Below are 12103 nucleotides of genomic sequence, written 5' to 3'. Positions count from 1 at the left end.
GCCCGTCATGGGCAAACCTCTTCTGTGGCTGCCGGAGCCGGAGCAGCCTCCGCAGGGGCAGCTTCTGCCGGTGCAGGCGCAGGAGCGCTTACCGGTTGCTGCGGTGCAGAATTAGCTGTGTTAGCCGAAGAAGCAGGGGCTGCAGTAGCTTTGGCTTTGACCACCTCGGTTGTGGAGAAGGTAACCGCCTTGGCTGGAGCCTGTGTCGCAGCAGGGGCCTGTGTTACAGCAGGCGCTGCGGCAACCACCGGCTGTTGCGTGGCGGTAACAGCAGCCGGAGCGGCCGTAGGAACCGCTGCAACGGCTGCTTTAGGAGCAGGGGTGCTGATTACAGGAGCTGCTGTTGGAACGGCAGCTTGCGGTTTGGCGCCGGCAGCCTGCACTTGAGGGGCTTGAACGGCAGGGGCGGGGGTAGCCTTCGGCTGAGCCGCCGTCTTGTTCAATGCTGCGGCATCCTTCGGCTCTGCTGAAGCTGCAGCGGCTGGAGCCGCCACGGCAGGGGCTGCGCTGGCCTTAGTCTGCACGGCAGCAACCACAGCCGGTACTGCTGATGCCTCAGGCTGGACTGCTGCGGTCTGGGCCGCTTCTGCCGGAGGCGCTTCGGTCTGCACCGCTACAGCGGAAGAGCTCTCAGCAGGCTGGGCCGTCTGCACGGGTGCTACCGGTGGCTGGCTTGCCGCTGCGGCAGCGGCGGCCTTCTCCTGAACCGGCTCAGCCTCCGCTGTTTTTTTAGTGGCGGATACTGCGGCAAAGGTCAATGCCGAGAAGACTACCGCTGCGGTAATAACGGATACCGTAAGCTTTTTCATAGATGAATCATTCCTTTCACTTCGCCCTAGGCTGATAGTTGGTATAGATGATTTCAGGGCTGCGGAACGCAAAAAGAGATTCAACAGCACGCATGATTATGCGCTTCTGTTGAATCTCTGGCGGTCCAGTCGATCCCTAAATGGCTTGCAGATAAGTTCCATATTATTCATCCTGCCATCCTTTGTCAATCACCAATTTATTTATCACATCTGTTTTATCGGATTTAAAGATAATTGACATATTCATACATTGACATTCATAAAATTACCATATACATTTAAACCCATAATTCCGACCAAAAAACTATTATTAGGAGGCTTTATAGCAGCATGAATAATATCGACAACAATCTATTAACCGCCATTGAGACGAATTGGCATGGCTTTGTGGTCTCTATTATCGTATTCGGTATCCTTTATTTCCTGGCCCGCAAGAGAATCGGCTTCGGCACCCGTGTTCTGGCAGGGCTGGGCATCGGACTGATTGCGGGAATATTTTTTCAATATTTCACGTTGGAGACCAAGGCCATCAGCACCTTCGGCAGCATCTATGTCAGTCTGATCCGTATGCTTGTTGTGCCGCTGGTGTTCATTCTGGTATTGAACAGCATCTCTTCCTTAACTAACCTTGAATACCTGCGCAAAATCGGAATTAAAACCTTCGCCTGGTTCCTAGGCACCACCGGTGTTGCCTCCATCATCGGTCTGTCTGTAGCTCTGCTGTTCAACCCGGGCAAAGGCATCCAGCAGACCGTTCCCGAGGACTTCACCGCCCGTGAAATTCCCACCTTCTCACAGGTGATCCTCGACCTTGTCCCTTCCAATCCCGTGAATGAAGCGGCTACCGGCAAGGTGGTGCCTCTGCTGATTTTTGCCATCTTCCTGGCTGTGGCCATTATTAAGGTCGGCTCCAAGAAGCCGGAGGCTGTGAAGCCTGTCCGCGATCTTATTGAATCCTTGACGACAGTGCTGCACCAAGTTGTAAAATTCGTCATCCGTCTGACGCCTTACGGCGTATTCGCATTGATTGCCGGAATCACGGCACGCTACGGCTGGGATACCCTCCAGGAGCTGGGCAGTGTCATCCTAACCTCTTACGCCGCACTGATTCTGCACTTTATCCTGATCTTCGGCGGGCTGGTGCTGTTTGTTGCCAAGGTGAACCCTATCCGCTTCTTCCGCAAAATCTATCCGATGCTGACCGTTGCCTTCACCACCAGAAGCAGCTACGCCACCCTGCCGGTGAATCTTGAGGTGATTACGAAACGTCTGCATGTCTCACCGCGCATTGCCAGCTTCGTGGCTCCGCTGGGCGCGTCCGTCAACTTCAATGGCTGCGGTGGCGTATGGCCGGCCATTGTGGCTGTATTCACCGCGCAAGTCTACGGAATTCAGCTTACCGGAACCGACTATATTACGCTGGTGCTGGTCAGCATCATCTCCTCCATCGGGGTAGCAGGCGTGCCAGGACCGGCTGTTATCTCCACCACTGTGGTATTAACCGCACTCGGCTTGCCGCTTGAGGGTATAGCCATCGTTGCAGGGGTAGAAGCCCTTATCGATATGGGCCGAACCGCAGTTAATGCTACCGGGACTACCGTAACAGCCCTGCTGGTGGCTAACTCAGAGGGCGAATTCGACCGCGAAGCCTTCAACCGTGGTGACAAAGACGAGGACGAGGTTCTCCTGAACGCAATCTAAGCAAGTCCCCTTTCCTCTTCGTAAAAGCCATAAAGACGCCAAAAAGCAGCGATTCCTCCGTAACTGGAAGAATCGCTGCTTTTTGGCGTTATTAACAGATGGAACAAATGATTACCCTAAGCAGATACGCTCACGCCTGCGGGCTGACTCCAGGCAGCTCTCGATCAGCCTCATATTCAGCACCGGGTCCTCCGACGAAATCCATGGCTTGCCGCTGAAGACCGCTGTAGCGAAATGGTCGGCCTGCTGGACGTAAGGGTTGGCTCCGACGGCCTCTACACGCCGGGGCTCTCCGCCGCCGTATACGAAGAACTCCGCATCATCGAATCTCGCATTGAACGGCATCGGAATCTCGATCCGCCCCTGCGTACCGAGCACCTCCAGGAGCTGGCGGTTGTACGCCCACATCCCGCAATCGAAGATCAGGCTCTTCCCGCCGGGGAACTCCACTAGCCCGGAAGCTACCATATCTACATTGTCATGCTCCGGCGAGAACAGCGCGTGCACCGTTACCGCCTCCGGCTCTGTGCCGAACAGCAGCCGCGCCGCGGTGAGCGGATAGCAGCCGACATCATAGAGCGATCCGCCTCCCCAGGCAGCATTGAAGCGGATGTTGGAGGTATCCGTAGCATCGTTGTAGGTGAACGTGCCGCGGATGGTACGCACCGCGCCGATCTCGCCGCTGGCGATAATCACCTGCAGCTCATTGATGCGCGGATGATGCCGGTACATGTAAGCCTCCGCCAGGTGAACGCCCGCCTTCCGGCAAGCCTCTACCATCTCGGCCGCTTCACGGCTGTTCAGCGCAATCGGCTTCTCGCATAGGATATGCTTACCCGCTTCCGCCGCGCGGATCACCCATTCACAGTGGAGATGATTGGGAAGCGGAATGTAGACGGCATCCACCTCCGGGTCAGCAAGCAGTTCCTCATAGCTCCCGTAAGCCTGCTCAATGCCGAATTCGGCGGCTACGCTGCTGCTCTTCGTGAGCCCGCGGCTGGCCACCGCCCGGATCACTCCGGTCTCGGACTCCTGGATAGCCGGCATGACCGAGCCTGTAGCGATCTGCGCGCAGCCCATAATTCCCCAGCGAAGCTTCTCTGCCATCGTTATCACCTTCCTTATCTTAGTGTAACCCATATAACAGCTATACCCAGCACAAGGATTCTTGCCGCACTCATAAGCACGAAATTCTTCACCGCCAGGATGAAGGTCGTGCCTTTATGCTGCTCCTGATAGAAGCGTGCAATATTACGGCGCAGCGGAATCAGGGTCAGCAGGAGCAGCAGGACCAGGACCGGGTGGACCCCGAGCAGCACCAGCACAATCAGATCGGCAAAAGACACATAATAGAGCAGCCTCCACAGCAGCAGCGCATTCTCCCGTCCGATGTACACCGGCAGCGTGTATCTGCGGTTCTCGATATCATCCTCGATATCGCAGATATTGTTCGCCAGCATAATTCCGGCAATGCCCAGAATCGCCGGGACGGAGAACCAGAACAGATACAGCACCTCAAGGAAATTGATATGCAGGCTGATCCATTCCCCCTTCAGCAGCAGAGTGACCACCGCCTGATCCGAATGGATATAGGCCGAGATGAAAATAATGACGAACCCCATGAACAGCCCGGAGAACAGCTCGCCGAGCGGCATCCGCGAGATGGGGATCGGTCCGAAGGAGTACAGGATGCCGATCAGGAAGGAGAGTCCCCCGAGCAGGAATACCAGCAGTCCGGTCTGGAACACCAGGGCAATGCCCCCGCCTGCCGCCAGCACAAGGAGAATGACGATCAGCGCCACCACCGTAGACTCCTTCAGCTTGAAGCGGACAATCGGATTATGGGTCTCATACCCGTAGCCATGGGTTTTGGCGGCCTTTTTGAAATCATAATAGTTGTTGATCGCTGTTGTCGCCATATCAAAGCTTAAGAGGGACACCAGCATCAGCACGAAGCGCAGGATATAGAAATCCTCGAACCGGTACAGGGCATACAGCGTCCCCAGCAGCAGCGGGAGCATACTGGCCACCTTCGTCGGCAGCTCGACAAACTTGAAGAAAGTTCTTATATTCACAGCCATTCATCCTTATCAGTCATATGAGCACGTTACTGTGCGGTGGTTGTAATGGTAACCGGCGACCACTCAGCGATAACCGTCTGTCCGTGCGCCGACACGCTGCCTTCCGGGGTCAGGTCCTTCTCCGTCATAATGCCCAGAGCGATGGTGAAGCTGTTGAATTTCACAGGCACATTCCGCTCGCGCCGCACCTCATTCCCATTCACATAGAAGACAGCCTCATTGTTGCCCCGGTGGTAGGTGATGGTGTACGTGTTGAATTCGCGCGGCTTGAAGTCCGTATCCTCCTTGAAAATACAGAAGTATTTGGTCCCTCCCGTCTCGGGTACAGTTACCCCGGGGAACGGAAGGATGCCGTACACACTGGCGTATTTGTCGTTGCCGGCGAAGAAATCAAGCGCAGCGCCTGTGGTGAAGTCCAGCAGATTCAGCGACACATAGCCGTCATACAGATCCCCTGGTGCAGTGCCCTGTGTGCGGGCGCGGATCTGGAGCTCGAAGCGGATTTCGCCTTCCTCCGGAATCTCTACCGGCTGGGCCGAATAGTACATATGCTTGGCATTATCCAGAATCTGCACCTGATCATGACGGCGGCTCAGCTGAGCCCGCACGTACAGATACTCATTACGCACAATTACCACCGCTTCCGGCTCACGATACGCCCAGAACGAGCCGTCCGGCAGCTTAAAGCCGCCCGTCTGCCAGACCTTCCCTTCCTCTAGTATGGTATGGAAATCCCCGATCACCGTTTGCTTGCCCTGTGTTGCAGGCATACCTTCGTTTGCTGGCAGATGCTTGTCCATGAATTCTCCCGCTTTCTATAGTGTAGTAGTCAATGATATATATTTTAAAATAGCCCCTGGATCAGCAGGGCTGCTGTCATGACCGCCCCGCAGCGTACCGATGCGCGCTGTGAGGCACCCATAAGCGGCAGATAGGCTTCAGAGGGATTCTCCGGCTGGAGGCTGCGGTAGATCCGTATCGGGGCAATGGCTGTCAGCAGAGCGAGCAGCGCGTATACCGGCAAGATATGAAGCAGCACACATACAATCAGTGAAGCATAGGAGATGTAGAGCAGTACCTGCGAGAAGATCAGCGCCCTGCGTTCACCCCATACCACGACCAGTGAGCGTTTGCCGGCCTGCCGGTCGGCTCTCCAGTGCAGAAAGTGATGATTGAACAGCAGCAGGGTTGTGAGCAGGCCGCTCGGCAGCGATAACAGCACCGGCTTCAGGCTGAACCCCCCGGTCTGAACGAAATAAGCACCGAGAACCGGCATGAGTCCAAAGGCCAGGAAGATCGCAAGCTCACTGTAGCCCTTGCCCCGGTATCCGAACCGCAGCGGCGGAGCCACATAGAAATAAGCGATCAGCGCACCGCCGGCTACAAACCACAGAATCTCCCAGCCGCTGTACAGGCTGAGCAGCAGGCCACACCCGGCCGCAACGGCCAGCAGCCCCCAGGTCAGCAGGGCAAACAGCGACTCGCGCATGACGCCCCCGGACAGCAGCCCGGAGTTCGTAGAGATGGCTCCAGGTGTATGCTGCGCCTCTGTATCCGTGCCGTTGCGGAAATCCCACAGGTCATTCACCATATTGGAGAATAAATGGGCCGCAGCCGCTCCGATGAACGTTATTACAAATAAAAACGGATGGAACACTCCCTGCCATACATAGGCCCCGGCTGTTCCCAGGACAACCGGTATGAGCATAACGGGGATCACTCCAAACCGTGAGGCTTTCTTAAAAAGGGTCCACTTCTCCATCATGCCAAGAAAAATCTCCTTTTATTATTATTTGATAATTATTATCATTAAATTATTATACATCAAAATTCGACACTTCGGGCAGATTTACGCTGCAAAATATTCCCTAATCGTGGTACACTATAATCGATGGTACTTATTTCCTATTAAATCTTAAATAATGAAGGGGATCAGATGAAACTCCGCAAAAAAATAATCATCTTCATTAGTTTTGTCGCTATCCTCGGCATTGGTGCCACCTATCTGATGCTTCATGTGATTCTGCTGAACCGCTTCGAGAAGCTGGACGAGGCAGAGCTGAAGCGCAACCTGAGCAAGGCTACCGCAGCTTATCATCAAGAGCTGGAGAGCCTGAGAACGGGACTCCTTGATGTTGCCGTCCGGGATGAAACCTACCGCTTCATAGAGAACGCAGCGGCTACCGGCTCGGCGGACTCCGGCAGTACGGCTGCCGCCTTCATCCGCAGCAGCCTTGAACCGGCTGCTTATCCAATGAATCATTTCGATATGATTGCCCTGCTTGATCTGGACGGACAACCGCTGTACGGCGGCTCCTACGACCTTCCGGCAGGAATAGTCACCCCGCTAACTGAGGAGCAACTGACGTTAATCAAGCTGATCCGAAGCCGTCTGCCTGTGCCGGGATCTCCCGGCAAGAGCCGGAGCGGCTTCGTTAATCTGGATAAAGGGACTATGCTAATTACAATTACGCCTATTCTTAACAGCAGCAAGAACAAGCCGGTCATCGGAACAGCCATTGCCGGACGGATGCTGCACCAGGATGGAATCGCACAGATCTGGGAGGATACCCTGTCCACGATGGAGATGTCGCGTCTCACCACCCCGCTGCTTGCGGACAGCGGAGGGGAACGCGTCTGGACCAGCCCCGCCCGGGGCGGGCAGATGTCCATCCACACCATACTGGACGACCTGTTCGAAGATCCCGGGATGGTCCTCACCCTGAAGGAGCCGCGCCAGTTCTACAACAGCGGGCTCAAGTCGCTCTCCACCTTCCGTATGTTCTATTTCATCTCCATTCTGCTAATGCTGGGTGCCAGCCTCCTCTTCGTGAACCGGTTCATTCTGAGAAGGATGTCCACTCTGGTACGCAACATCCGAAGGATCGGCAGCAGCAAGGATCTCTCCATCCGGATTCCCAGCTCAGGCCAGGATGAATTCAGTGAAGTGGAGGTCGAATTCAACCGGATGATTGATTCGCTGGAGCAGACCCAGGATGAGCTGCGGCGGCAATCGATGCTGGACCCGCTGACCCGTCTGCCCAACCGCTCGCTGTTTTTTGACAAATTGAATGAAGCAATTGCCGCCGTCAAGGGAAGTGACCGGCAGATCGTGCTGGTCTTCATTGATCTGGATCATTTCAAGACGGTGAACGATACCCTCGGCCATGACTTCGGAGATGCCATCCTGAAGGAGACCGCCTTCCGCATCACACAGGTTGTCGGCAAGCATGATGTGGTCTCCCGGCTCGGCGGGGATGAATTCACCATTCTGCTCTATGATGTGCCTGATGAAGGCAGCATTGCCCGGCAGCTCTCCCGGATTCAGGAAGCCCTCTCCATGCCTCACCGGATCAAGGGGCATCTTCTATATAATACCGCCAGCATCGGCATCAGTATTTATCCGCAGAACGGGGAAGACGCCGATTATCTGGTCAAGCAGGCAGACCTGGCCATGTTCCATGTTAAGGAGACCGGCCGCAATAACATTTTCCAGTATTCAGAGGATCTTGAAGCAGGCATCCGGCGCAAAAAGGTACTGGCCCAGCAGCTCCTCTCCGCTGCCGCCGGGAACGAGTTCGAGCTGCACTACCAGCCGATTCTCAGCACGGGACAGCTGCAGGTATCCAAGGTGGAGGCTCTGCTGCGCTGGACCAGCCCTGCTTACGGCAATATCTCACCGGCCGAATTCATTCCGCTGGCGGAGAGCAGCGGCTCCATTGTCGGCATCGGCAGCTGGGTGCTGCGCCAGGTGTGCTCGGATATGCGCGATTTCCGCAGCCGGGGTCTTGAGCTCACCGCCGCAGTGAATATCTCCGCGCTGCAGCTCATGCAGCCGGGCCTGCTGGAGCTGCTCTTAGAGCTGCTCGATGAATATGAGCTGCCCGCCTCCAGCCTGGAGCTGGAGATCACGGAGAGCGTGCTCGTCTCCGGGGACGGCATCTTCCTGTCGCTGCAGCAGCTTCGGGCCCACGGGTTCCGGATCTCGCTGGACGATTTCGGCACCGGCTTCTCCTCCCTCAGCTATCTGCGCCGCTTCCCGGTGGATGTGATCAAGATTGACCGCTCCTTCATCTCCGAGATGTCACGGGAGGCCCAAGGGGATGTGCTCGTCAAGGCGATTATCGAGCTGAGCCATAATCTGGGGCTGCGCGTAGTCTCGGAAGGCATTGAGCAAAGAGAGCAATTCGATATGCTGCGGGAGCTGGGCAGCGACGAGCTTCAGGGCTACTATATCAGCAGGCCGCTTCAGGCCCAGGCGCTGTATTCTTTTCTGGAGCAGGGTAATTATTACACCGGCCGATAAGCTACTTCTTTTATAGGCAAGCTACTGGCGATATGATATGATAGGCAGGCTGATAACAGCACCCGGCTCAGGGTGCTGTTATCCTATGCGAACACTTATGAAAATTGGAGGCTTTCATTGTTATGTCAGCGCAACCGCACACCGCACAGTCCGTCAAAATCATTACCGCCGACCCCAGCGCCATCGGCTTATTCGGACTAGCCATCGTTACCCTGGTCGCTTCTTCACAAAAGCTCGAAATTACAACAGGTCTCAGCTATGCTATTCCATGGGCCATCTTCCTTGGAGCCTTCGCCCAGCTATTCGCATCCATCCAGGATGCCAAGCACAACAATACCTTCGGCATGACTGCCTTTGGCGCCTATGCGTTCTTCTGGTTCGGCATGGGGGCAAGCTGGCTGATCAAGCTCGGTGTATTCGGTGCAGTGCTGGCAGAGGGCGTGGACCCCAAGCAGTTGGGATTTGTTTTTGCAGGATATCTTGTGTTCACCCTCTTCATGACGCTCGGCGCCGTTGAGGCAAACCGTGTACTGCTGATTATCTTCATCCTGATCGACTTCCTGTTCCTCGGACTCTCGATGGATGCTTTCGGCGTCGCTGCGGAATTCTTCCACAAGCTGGCTGCCGTATCGGAAATGGCTATCGGTATCGTATCGCTCTACGGCTGCGGCGCATCTGTGCTCAACGCCCACTTCGGACGTACCTTCCTGCCGATTGGTGCCCCGCTGGGCATCTTCAAAAAATAGCACCGGCCTTCCAGCCGGGCAGGGCCATGCCCTCCTCTCCAAAGACTCGGATAAATGCTTACTGCCCTTTTATGCAGACGGTGTTTATCCGTTTTTGGATTCAGGCGGGTTTTGTTAGGAATTCCCTTGCGCAAACACGATAATAATGACATGCTATAGAGACCCAAACGACATTTATCGACATCTCCCTGCGGTCTAGGAACCGCTTATTATACACTTTGACATCTGCGGCTTTTATTTTTCCGGTATCGGGGGCAATCCATGGCTTTCCTTAGTAAAAAGCCTTTAAGCATCATCATCGGCTTTATCATCGTCCTGCAGCTCTGCCTGTTCTATTACTATTCCGTATCCCTGGCCCGGGAATATAGAGCCGAGAAGGCGGATCTGGCCTCACAGGCGGTCATGCTGGCCTCGAACATCGAAGAGCGGGTGGCTATTGTGAAAGGGGTCAGCTCCTTTATCCAAACCGTCGGCTTCGATGCTGATCCTGCACTAATCCAGAGCTACCTGGTCACCGCACACGCCAAAAACACCAGCAACGTCACGAATATCATGATCGCTCCGGATGGTCTGATCCGCTACCTCTACCCGCTTGAAGGCAATTCGTCACTGCTAGGCAGAAGCCTGCTGCTGGATTCCTCCCTGGCCTCTCCCGGCATGATCCAAGAAACGATCCGTTCCCGCAGCATTACAATAGACGGTCCGCGTACACTTGCCCAGGGCGGCTATGGCATGGTGATCCGGCAGGCCATCTATAAGGACAACTCTCTGGAGGGTATCGTCTCCGTCACCGTGAAGATTGATAATATCATTAACCAGCTTGTGTATAAGGACAGTAATATCTATGTCACTGCCAAGGACCATACCTTCCTGTTCGGCAATGAAGCCCATACGAAGGACCCGCAGCTCACCGTTCCCGTGAATACCTACAATCAGCACTGGCTGATGGGGATCTCTCTGCCCTCCCACAAGAAATGGCAGGTGCTGCTCAGCGTGCTGTGGATCGATATTGCTTTTCTGCTGGTGATTGCCTTCATTCTATATATTTTCTGGTATCAGAGCCGCTTCAACCGTGAGCTGGAACGGGTGGTCAGCATCCGGACCCGGGACCTGCGTATTTCCAAGCGTCTCTATGAAAAGCTTGCGCACTACGACAGTCTGACGGAGATCCCCAACCGGCGGTTCTTCATGGACGAATTCGAGCGTCTGCTGCAGAGCTCGGAGCCCACACAGACCTATACCTTATTCTTTTTTGACTTGAACCGGTTCAAGGAGATTAATGATACGCTCGGCCACTCTACGGGGGATCAGGTGATCAAGACCCTGGCCGGACGGCTCAAATCCGGGAGCCTGCCCTTCAAGCTGTTCGCCCGTACCGGCGGAGATGAATTCGTGATGATCTTCGCGGGTCTGCCGCACACGGATATTCCTGTAATCGCCGGGCGGATCAGCACGCTGATCGCACAGACCCTCCTGATCTCGGGAGCGCATCTGAGCCTGTCCACCAGTATTGGCATCTCCCTGTACCCCGAGCATTCGCAGAATACGGATGATCTGCTGAAATTCGCCGATATGTCGATGTATCAGGCCAAGTCGCAGGAGGACACCAATTACTTCATCTTCGACTGGGAGCTGCGCGAGAAGCTGGAGCAGAAGACGATGATCGCCAAATATCTGCACTCCGCCCTGGAACGGGAAGAATTCGTGCTGTATTATCAACCCCAGATCAACGCCATCACAGGCGAAATGATCGGCATAGAGGCGCTGATCCGCTGGAATCACCCCGAGAAGGGGCTGATTGGACCAGGGACGTTCATCACTGCCGTCGAAGAAGCCGGGCTGATGATCCAGCTCACCGACTGGGTGCTGCGCGAGGTGTGCCGCCAGCTCTGCGAGTGGCGCGGCCTGGGGATGCCGCTGCTGCGGACCTCAATCAATATCTCCAACAGCTGGTTCTACAACCGGAACCTGATCGAGAATCTGTTCGCCGTGCTTGACGAGTACGGGCTGGATACCGGTGTGCTGGAATTTGAGATTACCGAGAGCACCGCACTGCTGGAGGAGCATTATCCGCTGCTGCAGCAGATGCGCGATCACGGGATCATCGTCTCCATCGATGATTTCGGCACGAAATATTCTTCGCTGAATTACCTGAAGCATTTTCCCGTGAACAAAATCAAGATTGACCGCACCTTCATCACCGGCATCGGCGTCAGCTCCATAGATGAGACCATCATCAAATCGATCGTCTTCGTCGCCTCCCAGCTTGGCTATGACCTGATTGCCGAAGGAGTCGAGACGCAGGAGCAGCTGGCCTTCCTGGTGCAGCATAATTGCCCGCATATTCAGGGATTCCTGTTCTTCCCTCCGCTGCCTGCCGATGAGATCCGCAAGCTGGTCTCCTGAAGCTTTCAGGATGCTTTTGCACGCGGGTAGGGGGATCGTTATAATTAGCTTCAT

At 55.2% G+C, this 12103-nt stretch carries 9 protein-coding genes; 4 read left to right on the top strand and 5 right to left on the bottom strand.

What is annotated here, in order from left to right; genetic code table 11:
* Positions 1-5: 5 nt before the first annotated feature.
* Positions 6-809, bottom strand: coding sequence for a hypothetical protein (locus tag MKY96_RS30910; RefSeq protein ID WP_340946424.1), 804 nt, complete (start codon positions 807-809; stop codon positions 6-8).
* A 330-nt stretch (positions 810-1139) separates the two neighbouring features.
* On the opposite strand from MKY96_RS30910, the gene MKY96_RS30905 reads away from it, so the two are divergent.
* The gene (locus MKY96_RS30905; RefSeq protein ID WP_340946423.1) at positions 1140-2510 is read left to right on the top strand and encodes a dicarboxylate/amino acid:cation symporter; all 1371 of its coding nucleotides are present in this window, start codon (positions 1140-1142) and stop codon (positions 2508-2510) included.
* A gap of 111 nt (positions 2511-2621) precedes the next feature.
* Here the strand turns inward: MKY96_RS30905 and MKY96_RS30900 are convergent, their stop codons facing one another.
* From MKY96_RS30900 to MKY96_RS30885, 4 genes are read right to left on the bottom strand one after another with little or no spacing between them, the layout of a single operon-like run.
* On the bottom strand, positions 2622-3617 hold the full coding sequence (locus tag MKY96_RS30900; protein ID WP_340946421.1) for a Gfo/Idh/MocA family protein: 996 nt from the start codon (positions 3615-3617) through the stop codon (positions 2622-2624).
* 14 nt (positions 3618-3631) lie between these two features.
* Entirely contained in the window at positions 3632-4585 is a 954-nt protein-coding gene (locus tag MKY96_RS30895; protein ID WP_340751150.1) for a 1,4-dihydroxy-2-naphthoate polyprenyltransferase, read from the bottom strand.
* Positions 4586-4617: 32 nt separating this feature from the next.
* Positions 4618-5391 carry a DUF6081 family protein gene (locus MKY96_RS30890; RefSeq protein ID WP_245367895.1) on the bottom strand — a complete coding sequence of 258 codons (774 nt, stop codon included), beginning with the start codon at positions 5389-5391 and terminating at the stop codon, positions 4618-4620.
* A gap of 44 nt (positions 5392-5435) precedes the next feature.
* A complete protein-coding gene (locus MKY96_RS30885) occupies positions 5436-6356 on the bottom strand; it encodes a prenyltransferase (RefSeq protein WP_340946419.1) in 921 nt (306 codons plus the stop codon).
* 171 nt (positions 6357-6527) lie between these two features.
* Between MKY96_RS30885 and MKY96_RS30880 the strand changes: the two genes are divergently transcribed.
* The 3 genes from MKY96_RS30880 (at position 6528) to MKY96_RS30870 (ending at position 12049) form a co-directional block, all read left to right on the top strand.
* On the top strand, positions 6528-8897 hold the full coding sequence (locus tag MKY96_RS30880; protein ID WP_340946418.1) for a bifunctional diguanylate cyclase/phosphodiesterase: 2370 nt from the start codon (positions 6528-6530) through the stop codon (positions 8895-8897).
* A 122-nt stretch (positions 8898-9019) separates the two neighbouring features.
* Complete coding sequence (locus tag MKY96_RS30875) at positions 9020-9643, top strand: acetate uptake transporter (RefSeq protein WP_340946417.1); 624 nt, start codon at positions 9020-9022, stop codon at positions 9641-9643.
* A 261-nt stretch (positions 9644-9904) separates the two neighbouring features.
* The gene (locus tag MKY96_RS30870) at positions 9905-12049 is read left to right on the top strand and encodes a bifunctional diguanylate cyclase/phosphodiesterase (protein ID WP_340946416.1); all 2145 of its coding nucleotides are present in this window, start codon (positions 9905-9907) and stop codon (positions 12047-12049) included.
* Positions 12050-12103 lie beyond the last annotated feature (54 nt).

It is taken from the genome of Paenibacillus sp. FSL R7-0302 (assembly GCF_038006885.1).
GTDB lineage: Bacteria > Bacillota > Bacilli > Paenibacillales > Paenibacillaceae > Paenibacillus_AQ.
The sequence above is the reverse complement of the archived record's forward strand: the minus strand, read 5'-3'. Positions and strand labels throughout refer to the sequence as shown.

What these genes read in the sequence shown, in the direction of transcription:
- MKY96_RS30910 (WP_340946424.1), bottom strand. Translation starts at nt 809, where the DNA reads ATGAAAAAGCTTACGGTATCCGTTATTACCGCAGCGGTAGTCTTCTCG.
- MKY96_RS30885 (WP_340946419.1), bottom strand. Translation starts at nt 6,356, where the DNA reads ATGATGGAGAAGTGGACCCTTTTTAAGAAAGCCTCACGGTTTGGAGTG.
- MKY96_RS30870 (WP_340946416.1), top strand. Translation starts at nt 9,905, where the DNA reads ATGGCTTTCCTTAGTAAAAAGCCTTTAAGCATCATCATCGGCTTTATC.
- MKY96_RS30875 (WP_340946417.1), top strand. Translation starts at nt 9,020, where the DNA reads ATGTCAGCGCAACCGCACACCGCACAGTCCGTCAAAATCATTACCGCC.
- MKY96_RS30905 (WP_340946423.1), top strand. Translation starts at nt 1,140, where the DNA reads ATGAATAATATCGACAACAATCTATTAACCGCCATTGAGACGAATTGG.
- MKY96_RS30890 (WP_245367895.1), bottom strand. Translation starts at nt 5,391, where the DNA reads ATGGACAAGCATCTGCCAGCAAACGAAGGTATGCCTGCAACACAGGGC.
- MKY96_RS30880 (WP_340946418.1), top strand. Translation starts at nt 6,528, where the DNA reads ATGAAACTCCGCAAAAAAATAATCATCTTCATTAGTTTTGTCGCTATC.
- MKY96_RS30900 (WP_340946421.1), bottom strand. Translation starts at nt 3,617, where the DNA reads ATGGCAGAGAAGCTTCGCTGGGGAATTATGGGCTGCGCGCAGATCGCT.